The sequence below is a fragment of the Pseudomonas sp. GD03875 genome, from assembly GCF_029840585.1.
In the GTDB taxonomy this organism is placed as follows: Bacteria; Pseudomonadota; Gammaproteobacteria; order Pseudomonadales; family Pseudomonadaceae; genus Aquipseudomonas; species Aquipseudomonas paralcaligenes.
Window position 1 is genome coordinate 296,152 of the sequence record NZ_JAOCCV010000001.1, and the last position, 16,713, is coordinate 312,864.

The window sequence follows — 16,713 nt, forward strand, 5'->3', positions numbered from 1 at the left end:
AGCGCAATCGACTGAAGCACCACGGTGGGTTACGCCGGCAGCGACTGACCCACCCTGCACGTTGCGCGGACAAGCCCCTCTATCTGAACACTGCGGCTGCCTGCTTCTGGATTCCCGCCTGCGCGGGAATGACGGTTTCGGCAGAAACTCACCCCTGCCTCGTCATCCCCGCGCAGGCGGGGACCCAGAAGGGTCAGGGCACTACAACCCATAATGGATACACAGCTATGAAAAACGCCGCGCTCCCGCAGCGAAGTCGCGGCGTTGGTAGGGTGCGCCGTGCGCACCAAGGCCCTCTACGGAGCTTGCCGGTGCGCATGGCGCACCCTACGACTCGGGCTCGTCTTCCTCGTCCTCGTCGTTGCTGGCGCTGATCGCACCGAGGCAGACCAGTTCGTGCTCGCCTTCGGCATCGCGGATACGCCAGCCGCCGGCGGCATCCGTCGCCACGGCGGCGGACACGGCAGCGGTGCTGAACTGCCAGACGCGGCGGACGCGGCCATCCATGCACTCGACGCTGAGCTGCGGCTGCTCGCCGGTGGCCTGCTCGTCCAGCTCGAACTGCCAGGCGTGCAGGCCGTCGATCAGCAGCATGTCGGCGCCACGCAGGGCATCGAGCAGGCTCATGCCTGCTCCTCCAGCCGGGCCAGGCGTTCTTCCAGCGCGGCGATGCGCGCCTCCAGCTCGGCGATGCGGCCTTCGTCTGCGCCGCCACGGGGCGCCGGGGCATCGCTCTGGCGCGCGGCCAGCAGGGCCTCCAGGTCGGCGGCCTCGCCGAGCTGGTGCATGTAGCGCTCCTCACGCTGGCCGCTCTGGCGCGGCAGCAGGCAGGCCAGTTCGCGGCCGATCAGGCGCTCCAGCTGGTGCTGCACTTCGGCGGCGTCCTCGAACTGGTACAGGCGGTTGCTGCGGGTCAGCAGTTCGCTGATGGTCTGCGGCCCGCGCAGGAACAGCAGGCCGAGCAGGGTCTGCTGCGGCTTGACCAGCTCCAGCGCCTTGTCCACCCGGTGCTCCCAGCGGTCGGCGCGGCCGCCCATCACCAGGCGGGTGAAACCGCGCCCTTCCAGGGCGCGCAGGGCCTGGCCGACCTGGCCTTCGGTGAGGTTCATCAGCGGCTCGCGGCTGGTCTTCTGGTTGCAGGCCAGGACCAGGGCGTTGACGGTCAGCGGGTAGGTTTCCGGGGTGGTGGCCTGCTTCTCGATCAGGCAGCCGAGTACGCGGATCTCGGTGGCGTTGAGCGGTTCGCGGTCTTCTGTGACGCTGGACATGGGCATTCCCGTGCGATGTGGAAGACGCCTAGCCTGACACGCCCGGCGTCTCCTGAAAACTCGCAGGCCACAGCGCTTGAGCTGGCCGCCCTGGCTGGGTAAGTTGGCCGCTGTCGCCAGGAGAGCCACCATGCCCCACGCCCGCTCGTTGCTGTTCGCCCTGCTGCCGCTGTTCGCCGGCTGCCAGTTGTTCACGGTGTACGACCCGAAACCTGTCGTCCCGGCCCAGCGCCTGCAGGGCCAGCTGTCCGTCGAAGGCGACCGGCTGGTGCTGCAGCCCTGCGGCGAGCAGCGACGCATCGCCGTCGCCGGGGAAGGCAGCGCACAGGCCCTGCGGGACGCTGGCGAGCTGCTCGCCGACGGCCACGACAGCCTGTTCGTCGACCTCCGTGGCTGGTCCCGCGGCACCCAGCAGGCGGGGCTCGACGGCGAGCTTCGGCTGGACCGGGTCTACCGCCTGCAGGGCGAGGGCCCGGGTTGCAACGAACCGGGCTTCGACCGGCTGCTGCTGCGTGCCAGCGGCAACGAGCCGGACTGGAGCCTGGGCGTGAGCGAACGCGGCCTGGTGCTGCTGCGCCCCGGCCAGGAGCCGCTGGCGGTGCCCTACCTGGAGGAACAGTTGCCAGGCGGCAGCTTCAGCCTCAGCAGCGAGGCCAACGACCATCGCCTGGAGCTGTGGCTGACACCGCAGCGCTGCGTGGACGACATGAGCGGCTCGGTGCAGCACCTCAGCGCCGAGCTGCGCCTGAACGGCGAGGTGCGCCGGGGCTGCGCCTCCTTCGGCGGCGCGCGCAGCCTCTGAGCGGCCCGCCTCGCTTTCGAAGGGCTGGGGAGGCGCCTATGCTGAGGGCGAACCCAGACAGTCGGAAACCACCATGCTGCGTATTGCCCTCAACGGTTACGGGCGCATCGGCCGCGCCCTGTTGCGTGCCTTGTTCGAGCGCGGGCTGCAAAGCCGGCTGCGGATCGAGGCGATCAACGAGATCGGCGATTTCTCCACCCTCGCCCACCTGACCCGCTTCGACTCCACCTTCGGCCGCTTCGGCGGCCAGGTCGAGCTGCACGACGACACCCTGCAGGTGGACGACCAGCCGATCCGCCTGGTCAGCCAGAAGGACTTCACCCAGTTGCCCTGGAAGCAGCTCGCGGTAGACGTGGTGGTGGACTGCACCGGCAAGTCGAAGAAGCGCGCCCTCGCCGAACAGCACCTGACCGCCGGCGCGGCGCGGGTGCTGCTGTCGCATCCGCTGGAGACGGCCGACCTGACCGTGGTCTATGGCGTCAACCATCACCTGCTGGGCGACCAGCGGATCGTCTCCAACGCCTCCTGCACCACCAACTGCCTGGCGCCGCTGGCCCAGGCGCTGCACGCCGGGGTGGGCATCCGCCAGGGCCTGATGACTACGGTGCACGCCTACACCAACGATCAGAACCTGCTCGACAAGACCCACGCCGACCTCTACCGCGCCCGTGCCGCCGCCCTGTCGATGATCCCCACCGCCACCGGCGCGGCGAAGACCATCGGCCTGGTACTGCCGGAGCTGGAGGGGCGCCTGGATGGCCTGGCGGTGCGGGTGCCGACCGCCAACGTGTCGCTGCTCGACCTGACCTTCAGCAGCGAGCGTCCGACCAGTCGCGAGGCGATCGACGACCTCCTGCGCCAGGCCGCGCAACGGCTGCCGCCGGGGGTGATGGAGTGCAACGAGGTGCCGCTGGTGTCCGCGGACTTCAACGGCTACCCGGTGTCCTGCGTGGTCGACCTCAACCACACCCGGGTGCAGGGCGACGATCTGGTCAAGGTGCTGGCCTGGTACGACAACGAGTGGGCCTTCGCCAACCGCCTGCTCGACGTCCTGCTGGCCTGGCCGGGAGCACGCGCCGCCTAGCGCGTGCGCAGGTAGCAGAGCGTGGTGCGCCGCGAACCGGCGGTGCGGCGCTGCGGGTCGGCGAAGGTCGCCACCTCGACGAAGCCGGCCTTGCGCATCATGCCCGCCGAGCCGGCGTTTTCCTCGTGGCGCTCGATGTAGATGTCGTGGATGCCCAGCTCGCCGAGCCCGCGCACGGCCTCGCCGAGCAGGCAGCTGCCCAGGCCGCGACCGGCCAGGTCGCGGTGCACCACCGCCTCGCCGACGTAGCCCCGGGGCAGGTCGCGGCGCCCCGCCGGCTGGTGGTGGGCGAAGTCATCGCTGGCGAGGAAGGTGACGAAGCCGGCCAGCGCACCGTCCGCCCGCTCCGCCAGCACGGCCCGCACCGAACCCTCGGCGATGCCCCGCAGGTGCGCCAGCACGGCGTCCTCCGGCAGGTGGTTCCAGGGGTTGGGACCGTGCTCGAAGATGAAGGCGGCCATGGCCGGGATGTCCGCGGGCTGCGCCGCGCGGCTGTTGAACGTCTCGCTCATGGCCAGCTCCGCGGCATGTCGGGCAGCGCCTCGCCCCGCTCAGCGCAGGCGGCCACCCGGTCGATCAGCGGCGCCAGGTCATAGCCCTGCTGCGCCAGCCAGGCGTCGCAGTAGTAGCTGGTGGCGTAGCGCTCACCACCGTCGCAGAGGATCGCCACCACCGAGCCGGCCTGGCCGGCCTCGACCATCCGCCGCGCCACCAGCAGCGCGCCGACCAGGTTGGTGCCGCTGGAGCCGCCGACCCGCCGGCCCAGGCGCCGCGCCAGGTAGTGCACGGCGGCCAGGGACAGGGCGTCCGGCACCTTGCACATGGCGTCGATCACCTGGGGCATGAACGAGGGCTCGACCCGCGGCCGGCCGATGCCCTCGATGCGCGAGCCGCAGTCCAGGGTCAGGCCGCGGTCGCCGCTGACGTAGCTGTCGAAGAACACCGAGCGCTCGGCGTCGGCGCACAGCACGCGGGTGGCGTGCTGGCGGTAGCGCACGTAGCGGCCCAGGGTCGCCAGGGTGCCACCGGTGCCGGGGCTGGACACCAGCCAGGCCGGCTCGGGGAAGCGTTCGTGGCGCATCTGCTGGAAGATCGACTCGGCGATGTTGTTGTTCGCCCGCCAGTCGGTGGCCCGCTCGGCGTAGGTGAACTGGTCCATGAAGTGGCCGCCGGTCTCGCCGGCCAGGCGCACCGACTCGGCGTGGATGCGCGAGGGGTCGTCGACCAGGTGCGTCTGCCCGCCGTGGAAGGCGATCTGCGCCAGCTTCTCCTTCGCCGTGCCGGCAGGCACCACGGAGATGAACGGCAGCCCCAGCAGGCGGGCGAAGTACGCCTCGGAGATGGCGGTGGAGCCGCTGGACGCCTCGATCACCGGCGCCCCCGGCCGCAGCCAGCCGTTGCACAGGGCGTAGAGGAACAGCGAGCGGGCCAGGCGGTGCTTGAGGCTGCCGGTGGGGTGGCTCGACTCGTCCTTGAAGTACAGCTCGACGCCAGGCAGGCCCGGCAGCGCCAGCGGGATCAGGTGGGTGTCGGCGCTGCGCTGGAAATCCGCCTCGATGATGCGCAGCGCCTCGCGGGTCCAGGGACGTGTGTCGGTCATGCCATCACCTCAGTCGAGTATGCCGGCCGGCGCCGGGGCCGTGCTACGCCACTGGCTCAATGCCACGCCGGCGAACACCAGCGCGGCGGCGGCGTACTGCGCCGGCGCCAGGCTCTCGCCCAGCAGCAGCGCGGCGAAGATCAGGGTGAACACCGGCAGCAGGTTGGTGAAGCCGGACGCCTGGCTGGCCGGCAGCCGGCTGACGCCGAAGTTGTACAGGCCGTAGGCGCCCACCGTGACCACCAGGCCGAGGTAGATCACCGAGCCGATGCCGAGCGCGCCGAACTGGCTCGGCAGCGGCTCGGTGAGCAGCGCCAGCGGCAGGAAGAACAGCGAGCCAATGAACGCCTGCATGGCGGTGAGCACGAAGGGCGAGTAGCGCTCGCAGAGGAACTTCAGCAGCAGCGTGTAGCAAGTGGCGCAGAGTATCGCGACGAATTCGTAGAAGTTGCCGAGCAGCGGCGCCGGCGCGCTGGCGTCCGCCTCGCCGGTCAGGCTCAGCCAGATCGCCCCGCACACCGCCAGCAGGAAACCGGCCCAGGTGCTGCGGGCCACCCGCTCGCGCAGGAAGACGAGGGCGCCCATGGCCACCATCAGCGGCAGCAGCGCGGTGATCATGCCGGCCTGGGTAGCGCTGGTGTTCTGCAGCGCCAGCGCCTCGAAGATGAAGTACAGGCAGGGTTCGCAGGCGGCCAGGGCGAGCAGGTAGCGCCAGTCGCCGCGGCGGTAGTCGAGGCGGCCGCGCCAGCGCCAGGCCAGCAGGAATACCAGGCTGCCGAGGAACATGCGGCCGAAGATCACCCACATCGGCGGCAGCTCGGCGAAGGCGAACTTGAGCGCGATGAACGAGCTGCCCCACAGGGCCATCGCCAGCACCAGGCAGGCCATCGCGAACGCACGTCCCTGCCGGGCCATCGCCACCTCCACTCAAAAGCCTGAGTGTAGGCGCCGGGCACGGGTGCCGACAGGCACAGCGGGCGGCGAAAACTGTGCGGGAGCGGTTGGGCGGCATTTCGATTGGCCGCCAACCGCCATCGCGGCCGAGGCCGCTCCCACACACAGATAAAAGCGCTACTGCTCCCAGGGCTTGCCGCGGGTCTTCGGCTCCAGCGGCAGCTGCTGCAGCACCGCGGCCTTGGCCAGCATGTAGGCGCTGACCGGGGCGCTGATGAACAGGAACAGGCTGATCAGCAGCTCGTGCAGGCTGAGCCCGCGCTCGCCCGCGCTGAAGAACACCAGCGAGGCCACGACCATGCCGCCGACACCCAGGGTGGTGGCCTTGGTCGGGCCGTGCAGGCGGGTGAAGAAGTCCGGCAGGCGGTAGAGGCCGATGGCGCCGATCAGGACGAAGCCGCTGCCGAGCAGGAGCAGCGCGCAGACGAGGAGTTCCAGCCACAGGTTCATTCGATGATGTCTCCACGCAGCATGTACTTGGCCACGGCCACGGTGCTGACGAAGCCCAGCACGGCGATCAGCAGGGCGATCTCGAAGAACAGCTGGGTGTTCCTCCAGATGCCGTACAGCACCACCATGGCGATGGCATTGATGTACAGGGTGTCCAGCGCCAGCACCCGGTCGGGCAGGCACGGGCCCTTGACCAGGCGCGCCACGGCCAGCAGCAGGGCCGCCGCGAGCATGACCAGGCTGATCGGGATCACGTATCCGAGCATGGGAAGATCTCCTTGAGCGGCGCCTCGTAGCGCTGCTTGATCTCGTCGATCATGGCCTGGGCGTCCGGCACGTCGAGGCCGTGCACCAGCAGGGTACGGCGGTCGACGCTGAGGTCCGCGGCCAGCGAGCCGGGGGTCAGCGACACCACGCTGACCAGCACGCTGACGGCCAGTTCGTTATCCAGGTCGATCGGCACTTCGACGAAGGCCGGACGCAGCTTGTCGATGCGGCCGAGGGTCAGGCGCGCCACCTGGAAGTTGGCGATCAGGATGTCGAAGATCACCAGGCCCAGGAAGCGCAGCAGCTTGAGCGGCTTCCAGCCGTGGGGGTGCTCGATCAGCAGGCGGTTGCAGGCCAGCGGGATGACCACCGCCAGCAGGCTGCCGAGCAGCCAGTGGCCGGGGGCGAAGGAGCCCATCAGGATCAGCCAGATCAGCAGCAGGAGCAGGCTCTGGGCCGGGTGCGGCAGCAGGCGGTTCATGGTCGGCCCTCCTGGAGGATCGCCCGGTACGCCGCCGGGTCATGCAGTTGCGCGGCGGCGGCCTCGGTGTAGGCGAGCAGCGGCTCGGCCAGCACCACCAGCAGCAGGCAGCCGGCCAGCAGCAGCACCGTAGCGAACAGCCGGCCGCGGTCCAGCTCGGCGCTGTCCAGGCTGCTGGTGCCGACGCGCCAGAACAGGGTGCTGCCGGCGCGGCTCAGGGCCAGCAGCGCGGCGAAGCCGCCCAGCAGCAGCACGCTCCACAGCGCCACCGACGGCGCCGCGCGCAGCAGCAGGAGCTTGCCGAGGAAACCGGACAGCGGCGGCAGGCCGACCACGGCCACCGCGCCGAAGAAGAACAACGCGCCGAGCAGGCCCGGGTGCTCCAGCGCGGCCCCTGGCACCAGGGTCGCGCCACGGCTGCCGCGCTGGCGGGCGATGAGGTCGGCGAGCAGGAACAGTCCGCCGGCCACCCAGGTGCTGTGCAGCAGGTAGTAGAGCGCCGCCGCGTGGGCCTCGGGCGTACCGATGGCCACCGCCGCCAGCAGGGTGCCGGCGGAGATCAGCACCAGGTAGGCCAGCAGCTTCTGCAGGCTGTCCGCGGCCAGGGCGCCGAGCGCGCCGAGCGCCACCGTGGCCAGCGCCAGCGGCCAGAGCCAGGCCTGGGCCAGGTTGGACAGCTCGCCGGCGTCGTCGCCGAAGATCAGCGTGCACACCCGCAGGATGGCGTAGATGCCCACCTTGGTCATGATCGCGAACAGCGCCGCCGCCGGCGCGCTGGCCGCGGCGTAGGCCCGCGGCAGCCAGAAGTGCAGCGGCAGCAGTGCCGCCTTGAGGGCGAACACCAGCAGCAGAAGCAGCCCGGCGGCGGCCAGCAGCGGCATCCGGTCGCCACTGGCGGCGGCAGCCCGCGCCGACAGGTCGGCCATGTTCAGCGTGCCGCTGACGCCGTAGATCAGCCCCAGGGCGATGAGGAACAGCGCCGAGCCGGTCAGGTTGAGGATCACGTAGTGCAGCCCCGCCCTCACCCGCTCCGCACCGCCGCCGTGCAGCAGCAGCGCGTAGGAGGCGATCAGCAGGATCTCGAAGAATACGAACAGGTTGAACAGGTCGCCGGTGAGGAACGAGCCGTTGATGCCGAGCATCTGGAACTGCAGCAGCGCGTGGAAGCGCGGGCCGAGGCGGTCGTCGCCGCGCACCGCGTAGATCGCCACCGCACTGCCGAGCACGGCGGCGGCCAGCAGCAGCAGGGCGTTGAGCCGGTCGAGCATGAGCACGATGCCGAACGGCGGGCGCCAGCCGCCCAGGGCGTAGACCCGCAGCGGCCCCTCGTCGGCCTGTTGCAGCAGGAGCAGCGCCAGCGGCACCAGGGCCAGCACGGCGAGCACCGACAGTGTGCGCTTGAGCCGCTCGTGGGACGGCAGCACCAGCAGCAGCGCGCCGACCAGCAGCGGGATCAGGATCGGCAAGATGATCAGGTGGTTCAACGCGGCCGCTCCTCGTCCAGGCGCCCGCCGGGCTGGCCATCGACATGGTCGCTGCCCAGGTTGGCGACGCCGCGCAGGGCGAGCACCACGACGAAGGCGGTCATGGCGAAGCCGATGACGATGGCGGTCAGCACCAGCGCCTGGGGCAGCGGGTCGGCGTGCGCGCCACCCTGCCCCAGCACCGCCGCGTCGCCGGCCAGCCGGCCCATGGCGAAGAGGAACAGGTTGACCGCGTAGGACAGCAGGGTCAGGCCGAGCACCACCGCGAAGGTGCGCGCGCGCAGCAGCAGGTACAGGCCGCTGGCGGTGAGCAGGCCGAGGGTCGCGGCGAACAGTGCTTCCATCAGTGAATCTCCTTGCTCGCGGGCGGGGACAGGGCAAGTTTGCCGATGTTGACCAGCACCAGTTGGGTGGCGCCGATCACGGTCAGGTACACGCCGAGGTCGAACAGCATGGCGGTGGCCAGTTCGAACTCGCCCACCAGGGGCAGCTCGAAGTGGCCGAAGGCCGAGGTCAGGAACGGCTGGCCGAAGGCCAGGCTGCCGAGGCCGGTGAGCCCGGCGATCAGCACGCCGGCGCCGGCCATGCGCTGGTAGTCGAGCGGCAGCCGCTCCTCCATCCAGGCGACGCCGTTAGCGATGTACTGCAGGGCCAGGGCCACGGCGGTGACCAGGCCGGCGATGAAGCCGCCACCCGGCAGGTTGTGCCCGCGCAGGAAGATGAAGGCCGAGATCAGCAGCGCCAGGGGGAACAGCAGGCGCGACAGGGTCATCAGGATCAGCGGGTTCTTCGCCCAGGCCCAGCGGCGGCCCTGGGGATCGCAGGTCGGGTTGGTCAGGCGCAGGCCGTCGAGCATGGCGAAGATGCCCACCGCGGCGATGGCCAGCACGGTGATCTCGCCCAGGGTATCGAAGCCGCGGAAGTCCACCAGGATCACGTTGACCACGTTGGTGCCGCCGCCTCCGCTGACGCTGTTGGCCAGGAAGAACTCGCCGATGCTGGTCTCGTAGCCACGGGTCAGCACGCCGTAGGCCAGCATGCCCACCACGGTACCGCCGGCGCCGGCCAGGGCCACGTCGCGCAGCACCCGCAGGCTGGAGCTTTCGCGGGGGGTGACGGAGGGCAGGTAGTAGAGCGCCAGCATCAGCAGGATGATGGTCACCACCTCCACCACCAGCTGGGTCAGGGCCAGGTCCGGCGCGGAGAAACGGGCGAAGGCCAGCGACACCAGCAGACCGGCGACGCCGAGGATCAGCAGCGCCACCAGGCGCTGGTGATGGTAGGCGGCGGCGAGCAGGCCGCTGCCCGCCAGCAGCAGCATGCCCAGCGTGGTGATGCCGTCGAGCGGCGTCAGCGCCCGCTCGCCCACCAGTTGCGGCATCGGCGCCAGAGTGACGACGGTGAGCACCAGGGCGCTGAGCAGCAGCAGGGCCAGGTAGCGCTGCAGCGAGCCGTTCTCCAGGCGCCCGGTGATCCACGCCGACGCGCCGACCAGGCGCAGCACCGCGCGCTCGAACAGGTCCTTGGCGTCCAGCTCCGGCAGGCCCTCGTACCAGCGGAACAGCGGCTTGCGGCCGATGTAGATGAGCACGCCGCCGACCAGCGCCACGCAGCTCATTATCAGCGGGAAGTTGAAGCCGTGCCAGACCGCCAGGCTGTATTCCGGCAGCGGGCCGCCCAGGCTGGCCTGCGCCGCCACCGCCAGCAGCGGCGCCACCGTGTAGGCCGGCAGCATGCCCACCAGCAGGCAGAGGAACACCAGGATTTCCACCGGCACCTTCATGTAGCGCGGCGGCTCGTGGGGCGGGAACTTGGGCAGGTTGACCGGCTCGCCGTTGAAGAACACGTCGTGGATGAAACGCAGCGAATAGGCCACCGAGAACACCGCGGCCACGGTGGCCGCCACCGGGATCAGCCAGTTGAAGAAGCTGCCCAGCAGCGCCTGCTGCAGGGTCTCGCCGAAGAACATCTCCTTGCTCAGGAAGCCGTTGAGCAGCGGCACCCCGGCCATCGCCGAGGACGCCACCATGGCCAGCACGGCGGTGTGCGGCATGTACTTCCACATGCCGTTGATGCGCCGCATGTCGCGGCTGCCGGTCTCGTGGTCGATGATGCCGGCGGCCATGAACAGCGAGGCCTTGAAGGTGGCGTGGTTGATGATGTGGAACACCGCCGCGACGTTGGACAGCGGCGAGTTGAGGCCCAGCAGCAGGACGATCAGGCCGAGGTGGCTGATGGTCGAGTAGGCCAGCACGCCCTTGAGGTCGTGCTGGAACAGGGCCATGAACGCGCCCAGCAGCAGGGTCACCAGGCCGGCGCTGGCCACCAGCTGGAACCACAGGTCGGAGCCGGCCAGCGCCGGGTACAGGCGTGCCAGCAGGAACACCCCGGCCTTGACCATGGTCGCCGAGTGCAGGTAGGCGGACACCGGGGTGGGCGCCGACATGGCGTGGGGCAGCCAGAAGTGGAACGGGAACTGCGCCGACTTGGTAAAGGCGCCAACCAGCACCAGCGCCAGGGTCAGCGGGTACAGCGCGTGACCCTGGATCAGCTCGGCCGAGGCCAGCACCACGCTCAGCTCGAAGCTGCCGACGATGTGGCCGAGCAGCAGGATGCCGGCCAGCAGCGCCAGGCCACCGCCGCCGGTGACCGCCAGCGCCATGCGCGCGCCGCGGCGGGCGTCGCTGCGCTTGCTCCAGAAGCCGATCAGCAGGAACGACGACAGGCTGGTCAGCTCCCAGAAGGTCAGCATCAGCAGCAGGTTTTCCGACAGCACCACGCCGAGCATGGCGCCCATGAACAGCAGCAGGTAGGCGAAGAAGCGACCGATCCGCTCGCGCTCGGACAGGTAGTAGCGGGCGTAGAGGATCACCAGCAGGCCGATGCCGAGGATCAGCAGGGCGAACAGGAAGGACAGGCCGTCGAGGCGCAGCGACAGGTTGAAGCCCAGTTGGGTCAGCCAGGGCTGGGACACCACCAGCGGTTCGCCGACGAACACCCGCGGTGCCAGCCACAGCAGGATACCCAAGCCCAGCAGCGGCGCGACCGAGGTCGCCAGGCTGCTGGCCAGGCGCCCATGGCGCTCGAAGAGAATGGGAAGGAAGACGCCGAGAAACGGCAAGCCGACGATGAGCAACAGCTCCATGAATCTCCCCTGTCCCGTGCCCCGTCCATGGCCGGATGGGGCGAATTGATCAGTCTCCTCGCGCGGCTCTGCCTCTGTCAGCGAAGGGTTCGCTGCGATTATCCATAACTATCAGATCCAAGCCATGGATAAATTATTACATTCTGCATATAACGACCGGCTTCAGCCGAGCATAGCTCAGGCGTCATCCGGCCAGGCGCGAGATGGCGTATCGCATAGGAGGGTCGAGACGGCGGCCAGGTTCAAACCGGCGACGCCGCGCTCGCGGGAAAGGAGGCGCTACAGGCCCATCTGCTTGCCGATGATCTCGTTCATGATCTCCCGCGAGCCGCCGCCGATGGAGAGGATGCGGTTGTCGCGGTACAGGCGTTCCACCAGGCTCTCGCGCATGTAGCCCATGCCGCCGAGGATCTGCACCGCGTCGTAGGTGATGCGGTCGGCCACGTCGGTGGCGAAGTTCTTGGCCATGGAGATTTCCTTGATCACGCTCTTGCCGGCGGCCATCTTGGCGGCCTGGCGGTAGGTGAACTCGCGGGACACCTCCAGCTGGGTCGCCATCTCGGCCAGGCGGTGACGGAGCACTTGGAACTTGCCGATCGGTTTGCCGAACGCCTCGCGCTCGCGGGCCCAGGCCAGGGCTTCCTCCAGCGCCAGTTGGGAAGTCATGTTGGCCATCAGCGCCAGGCTCAGGCGCTCGCTCTGGAAGTTGGCCATGATGCAGGCGAAGCCCATGTTCTCGGCGCCGATCAGGTTCTCCGCCGGCACCCGGCAGTCGTCGAAGAACAGCTCGGCGGTGTCCGAAGCCCACCAGCCCATCTTCTTCAGCGAGCGGCCGACGGTGAAGCCGGGTGTACCCTTCTCCACCAGCAGCAGGCTGACCCCGCCGAAGCCCTCGCCGCCGGTGCGCACGGCCACGGTGTAGTAGTCGGCGCGCACGCCGCTGGTGATGAAGGTCTTGCTGCCGGTGACGCGGTAGCAGTCGCCGTCGCGCACGGCGCGGGTCTTGAGGTTGGCCACGTCAGAGCCGCCGGAGGGCTCGGTCACCGCCAGCGCGGCGATCTTCTCCCCGGCCAGCACCTGCGGCACCACCCGGTCGCGCACCTCGGGGCGCGCCCACTTGAGCACCGGCGGCAGGCCGATGTCCAGCGAGCCGAGGCTGGCGACCAGGCCGCCGGAGCCGGAGCGCATCAGTTCCTCGCTGGCCACCACCTTGGCGAACAGGTCGCCCTCGTGACTGCCGCCGAAGCGCTCCGGATAGCCGATGCCGAGGATGCCGGCCTCGCCGGCCTTGCGGTAGAGCGCGCGGGGGAATTCCTCCGCCTCCTCCCAGTCCGCCACGTGGGGCAGGATTTCGCGCTCGACGAAGCGGCGCACCGAGTCGCGGATCAGTTGATGGGAATCGTCGAAGTATTCCTGGAAGGCGGACATGCGGGTGGCTCCCGTTTTGTTTTCCCGCCAACTTAACCGAGCGCTTGCTTGGTTTTCAAGCCAAACCGTACGTCAGCGTCGCCGTATGTCCCGCGCCACCTGCAGCTGCACGTCGTAGGCCGGGCCTTCCACCGCCTCGAAGTCGCGGGTGTAGCGCTGGGCGAAGCCGGCGCTGCCCCACTGCCGGTATTGGCGGACGTGGTGCAGCTCGTGGGCCCAGAGGGCGATGTCCAGCTCGGCGTCCTCCTCGTTGCGAAACACCACCACATCCACCAGGGTGACCGCCTGCACGTCCGGGTTCTGCAGCATGGCCGTAGCGACATCCAGTTCCTCATGACCGCCGACGCGGAACCGAACCGCGTCGAGCAGCTCGCGGTCGTAATAGGACAGCAGCTGCTCGCGGATGGACGGCGGAACCGGCCGTGTGCCCCTGGACAGGGCCGTGGCACGGGACTGCAGGATCCAGCGTTCGAGGGAAAGCGCGGCCAGGTTGACCACGTCCTCCTTCACCCGCTCGAACTCGGGCACGCACAGGCAGCCGTTGAAGCAGATTTCGACCTGCCCCGCGGGGCAGGCGGCGAACGCGCCGGGAGAAACGCCGAGGACGAGACACAGAGCGGCAAACCGGAAAGGCGCAGGGATCACGGAGGGTCCAGGAAGGTTTTCGGGGGAAGTCGGGGCGCCATCTTGGCAGCGGATGGCCGCCGACGCCAGGCCGGTTCGGGGGACCGGCGCATCCGATCACGCTGCCAGGGAGAACACGCCATGCGCGCTATCTGGATCGCCCTCGTCACCTGCCTCGTGGCCGGCTGCGTGACCCGCGAGGACTATCGGCCACAGCCCATTTCCGAACGCGAGGCCTACGCGGTCATCACCGAGGTGGCACTGCAGCAGCCCGCCGCCCGCAGCCCCGACTCTGCCTACCTGGACAGCCGATTCCTGGGCTTCCGCGACGAGCGCGAGGCGGTGGGCACGCCACAGGACATCCGCGAGCGTATCTACTTCAACTCACTCGACACCATCTCCCTGGACCATGCCCTGCGCGGCTACCGGGTACGCCTGAACGGCCCCGGCGGCGACCTGCTCCGCGAATTCCGCGTGGCCGACCGCCACCAGGCGGAACGCTTCGTCGACGCCCTGCACTACTACCGCGACAACGCGCCGGCCTTCACCGGCCTGGAGTGACGCCTCAGAACTTCTGGGTGACGGTGGCCACCACGGTGCGCTCCTCACCCAGGTAGCAGGCGGTTTCCGAGTAGCAGGACGCCACGTAGTACTCGTCGGTGAGGTTGTTGGCGTTGACCCGCACCGAGGTGCCCGCCAGGCCGACGTGGCTCAGGTCGTAGCCGATCGCCGCGTCGAACAGGGTGTAGGACGGCACCTCGAAGTCGTTCAGGTCGCTGCCGTAGCTCTCGCCCACGTAGCGCGCACCGGCGCCGAGGGTCAGGCCGGCCAGCGGGCCTTCCTTGAAGGCGTAGTCGGCCCACAGGCTGGCCATCTGCTCGGGGGTCTGGTACGGCGTGTGGCCCTTGGCGTCGACCACGCCGCCGAGGGCGTCGAAGACGAAATAGGACTTGCTGTACTCCACGTCGTTGTAGGTGTAGCTGCCCATCAGCTGCAGGTTGTCGGTGACCTGCACCCGCGCCTCCAGCTCCACGCCGCGCGAGTCGATACCGCCCACGCCCTTGTACTCGTAGCTGTCGGTGAAGCTGTTCTCCTTGGCGAACAGGTTCTCCATCTCGATGGTGAAGAACGACAGGGTGTACAGGTCGTCGGTGCCCGGCGGCTGGAACTTCAGACCGGCCTCCCACTGCTCGCCGGTGGTCGGCTTGAGGATCTGCGCGCCATCGGAGTAGTTCGAGGTCGGGTTGAACGAGGTGGAGTAGCTCAGGTACGGCGACAGGCCATTGTCGAAGGCGTAGAGCACGCCGGCGTGGCCGCTGAGCTTCTCGCCGGTGTTGGCGTCCTTGGTGTTCTGCCGGCCGTCGTCGATGGACACGTCGTACCAGTCCTGGCGCAGGCCGACGCTGAGGTTCCAGCCGCCCAGCTCGACCAGGTCCTGGAGGTACAGGCCGGCCTGCTTCTGCCGACGCAGGGCGTTGCTGACGGTGGCCAGGCCGGCCAGGTCGTTGCGACGGTAGACCGGGTCGAACACGTCGATCGGGCCGACGCTGCTGTAGTCGCGGTCGTAGCGCACCTTGTTCTTCGAGTACTGGTAGTCGAGGCCGGCGACCACCGTGTGTTGCGCCGCGCCGGTGGCGAAGTCGGCCTGCAGCATGTTGTCGACGATCCAGGCGTGCAGCTGCTCCTCGCCGCCGCTGTAGCCGCGGTACAGCTCGTTGCTGTCGCCACCCAGGTAGCCGTTGGCCCAGACCTGGCTGTTCTCGGTGCTGGCGTCCAGGTAACGGAAGTTCTGCCGCGCGCTCCAGGTATCGTCGAAGCGGTGCTCCAGCTCGTAGCCCAGCATTTGCTGGGTGCGGGTGAATTCCTCGATGGCCGGGTCACCCTCGAAGAAGCGGCCGGAGATGCGCTCGCCGTCGCGTTTGTGCAGGGTGCCGGAGGCCGGCACGCTGCCGTGGTAGCCGCCGTTCGGCTCGTGCTGCAGGTAGGCGTAGAGGTTGAGCAGGGTATCGTCGTCGAGGTTCAGCGCCAGGCTGGGCATCAGCGCGTAGCGGGTCTCCTCGACGTGGTCGACCTGCACGTCGGCATCCTTGGCCAGACCGACCACCCGATAGGCGACCCGGTCGCTGATCGGGCCGGTGACGTCGAAGGCGGTCTGCTTGTAGTCGTGGCTGCCGTAGGACAGGTCGATGCGGGCAGCCTGCTCGAAGTCCGGTCGCTTGGTGGTCAGAGCCGCCAGGCCGCCCGGGTTGCTGCGCCCGTAGAGCACCGAGGACGGCCCCTTGAGCACGTCGATGCGCTCGATGAAGTAGGGGTCGATCTGCAGGCTGGTGAAGGAGCCCGGGTCGCCCATGGACTTCAGGCCGTCGATGACGATGTTGTCCACCGAGCCATCGTTGATCCCGCGCATGGCCAGGTAGTCGTAGCGGTGGGTGTTGCCGTAGGGGTTGGTGAGCACGCCGGCGGTGTAGCGGGTGGCCTCGGCGACAGTGCGCGAGCCCTGTCGCTCGACCTGCTCGCGGGTCACCACGGACACGGCCTGGGTGGTCTTCACCAGCTCCTTGCTGGTCTTGGTCGCCACGCTGCTGTGGGTGGCGTTGTAGCCGTCCATGCTGCCCAGGGCGTTGCCCAGGGCGAAGCCGTCGATCAGGGTCGCCGGCAGGGCCATGCTGGCGCCCTCGGCCAGCGGGCTCAGCGAGTAGCCGCCGCTGGCGTCGCGCACCACCTGCAGGTCGCTGCCGCGCAGCAGTTGGGCCAGGCCCTCGTCCACCGAATACTGGCCGTGCAGGCCAGCGGTGCGCTTGCCGGCGGTCAGCTGGCCGTCCACCGCCAGCAGGATGCGCGCCTCACCGGCGAAGCGGCTGAGGGCGCCGGACAGCGGGCCGGCCGGAATGTCGTAACTGCGCAGGCTGTGCTGCGCGTCGGCGGCGTGGGCCAGGCCGGCCAGGACCGGTTGCAGGGCGGCCAGCGGCATGGCCAGCACGGCGGCGCGAATGGCACGGCGCAGGGCCTGGGAGGCCGGGCGTTGGGTATGGGTGGTGCGCATGGAAATTCCCCTGGGTCTGCGTGAGCGAGTGGGCGAAATCGCCCTTCTGCATCTGGAGCCAGGCGAGACGGAAAAAAGGGAAC

Annotated in this window: 17 protein-coding genes; 3 read left to right on the forward strand and 14 right to left on the reverse strand. The window is 69.3% G+C overall.

Going from position 1 to position 16,713, the window contains the following annotated elements; all coding sequences use genetic code 11:
• Nucleotides 1-327 precede the first annotated feature (327 nt).
• A complete protein-coding gene (locus N5D30_RS01315) occupies nt 328-627 on the reverse strand; it encodes a DUF5629 family protein (RefSeq protein WP_279907322.1) in 300 nt (99 codons plus the stop codon).
• Nucleotides 624-1,268, reverse strand: coding sequence for a DUF480 domain-containing protein (locus N5D30_RS01320; RefSeq protein WP_279907325.1), 645 nt, complete (start codon nt 1,266-1,268; stop codon nt 624-626). Before N5D30_RS01320 ends, N5D30_RS01315 begins: the two co-directional genes overlap by 4 nt.
• 130 nt (nt 1,269-1,398) lie before the next feature.
• Here N5D30_RS01320 and N5D30_RS01325 point away from each other — a divergent pair, with 130 nt between their 5' ends.
• Both N5D30_RS01325 and gap read left to right on the forward strand, forming a co-directional pair.
• Nucleotides 1,399-2,070 carry a hypothetical protein gene (locus N5D30_RS01325; protein WP_279907326.1) on the forward strand — a complete coding sequence of 224 codons (672 nt, stop codon included), beginning with the start codon at nt 1,399-1,401 and terminating at the stop codon, nt 2,068-2,070.
• A 73-nt stretch (nt 2,071-2,143) separates the two neighbouring features.
• Nucleotides 2,144-3,154, forward strand: coding sequence for a type I glyceraldehyde-3-phosphate dehydrogenase (gap, locus tag N5D30_RS01330; RefSeq protein WP_279907327.1), 1,011 nt, complete (start codon nt 2,144-2,146; stop codon nt 3,152-3,154).
• Here the strand turns inward: gap and N5D30_RS01335 are convergent.
• From N5D30_RS01335 to N5D30_RS01385, 11 genes are all read right to left on the reverse strand, one after another.
• The gene (locus N5D30_RS01335; RefSeq protein WP_279907328.1) at nt 3,151-3,666 is read right to left on the reverse strand and encodes a GNAT family N-acetyltransferase; all 516 of its coding nucleotides are present in this window, start codon (nt 3,664-3,666) and stop codon (nt 3,151-3,153) included. The genes gap and N5D30_RS01335 overlap by 4 nt on opposite strands.
• Nucleotides 3,663-4,754 (reverse strand): PLP-dependent cysteine synthase family protein, encoded by a 1,092-nt coding sequence (locus N5D30_RS01340; protein ID WP_279907329.1) that lies wholly within the window; start codon nt 4,752-4,754, stop codon nt 3,663-3,665. The genes N5D30_RS01335 and N5D30_RS01340 overlap by 4 nt, the downstream gene beginning before the upstream one ends.
• Before the next feature lie 9 nt (nt 4,755-4,763).
• Nucleotides 4,764-5,669: a DMT family transporter gene (locus N5D30_RS01345; RefSeq protein ID WP_279907330.1), complete on the reverse strand. Its 906-nt coding sequence runs from the start codon at nt 5,667-5,669 to the stop codon at nt 4,764-4,766.
• Between the two features lie 156 nt (nt 5,670-5,825).
• Complete coding sequence (locus tag N5D30_RS01350; protein WP_220814405.1) at nt 5,826-6,158, reverse strand: Na+/H+ antiporter subunit G; 333 nt, start codon at nt 6,156-6,158, stop codon at nt 5,826-5,828.
• Nucleotides 6,155-6,424 carry a K+/H+ antiporter subunit F gene (locus N5D30_RS01355; RefSeq protein WP_279907331.1) on the reverse strand — a complete coding sequence of 90 codons (270 nt, stop codon included), beginning with the start codon at nt 6,422-6,424 and terminating at the stop codon, nt 6,155-6,157. Before N5D30_RS01355 ends, N5D30_RS01350 begins: the two co-directional genes overlap by 4 nt.
• Entirely contained in the window at nt 6,409-6,906 is a 498-nt protein-coding gene (locus N5D30_RS01360; RefSeq protein WP_279907333.1) for a Na+/H+ antiporter subunit E, read from the reverse strand. Before N5D30_RS01360 ends, N5D30_RS01355 begins: the two co-directional genes overlap by 16 nt.
• Nucleotides 6,903-8,390, reverse strand: coding sequence for a monovalent cation/H+ antiporter subunit D (locus N5D30_RS01365; protein ID WP_279907335.1), 1,488 nt, complete (start codon nt 8,388-8,390; stop codon nt 6,903-6,905). The genes N5D30_RS01360 and N5D30_RS01365 overlap by 4 nt, the downstream gene beginning before the upstream one ends.
• Nucleotides 8,387-8,734: a Na+/H+ antiporter subunit C gene (locus tag N5D30_RS01370; protein ID WP_220814401.1), complete on the reverse strand. Its 348-nt coding sequence runs from the start codon at nt 8,732-8,734 to the stop codon at nt 8,387-8,389. The genes N5D30_RS01365 and N5D30_RS01370 overlap by 4 nt, the downstream gene beginning before the upstream one ends.
• Nucleotides 8,734-11,535 carry a monovalent cation/H+ antiporter subunit A gene (locus N5D30_RS01375; RefSeq protein ID WP_279907336.1) on the reverse strand — a complete coding sequence of 934 codons (2,802 nt, stop codon included), beginning with the start codon at nt 11,533-11,535 and terminating at the stop codon, nt 8,734-8,736. Before N5D30_RS01375 ends, N5D30_RS01370 begins: the two co-directional genes overlap by 1 nt.
• A gap of 279 nt (nt 11,536-11,814) precedes the next feature.
• Nucleotides 11,815-12,963 carry an acyl-CoA dehydrogenase family protein gene (locus N5D30_RS01380; RefSeq protein ID WP_279907337.1) on the reverse strand — a complete coding sequence of 383 codons (1,149 nt, stop codon included), beginning with the start codon at nt 12,961-12,963 and terminating at the stop codon, nt 11,815-11,817.
• A 72-nt stretch (nt 12,964-13,035) separates the two neighbouring features.
• Nucleotides 13,036-13,608 (reverse strand): DUF4157 domain-containing protein, encoded by a 573-nt coding sequence (locus tag N5D30_RS01385; RefSeq protein ID WP_279907338.1) that lies wholly within the window; start codon nt 13,606-13,608, stop codon nt 13,036-13,038.
• Nucleotides 13,609-13,728: 120 nt separating this feature from the next.
• Between N5D30_RS01385 and N5D30_RS01390 the strand changes: the two genes are divergently transcribed.
• Nucleotides 13,729-14,148 carry a hypothetical protein gene (locus N5D30_RS01390; protein ID WP_279903970.1) on the forward strand — a complete coding sequence of 140 codons (420 nt, stop codon included), beginning with the start codon at nt 13,729-13,731 and terminating at the stop codon, nt 14,146-14,148.
• Nucleotides 14,149-14,152: 4 nt separating this feature from the next.
• Here N5D30_RS01390 and N5D30_RS01395 read toward each other — a convergent pair whose 3' ends face one another.
• Nucleotides 14,153-16,630, reverse strand: coding sequence for a TonB-dependent siderophore receptor (locus tag N5D30_RS01395; RefSeq protein WP_279907339.1), 2,478 nt, complete (start codon nt 16,628-16,630; stop codon nt 14,153-14,155).
• Nucleotides 16,631-16,713: the final 83 nt, after the last annotated feature.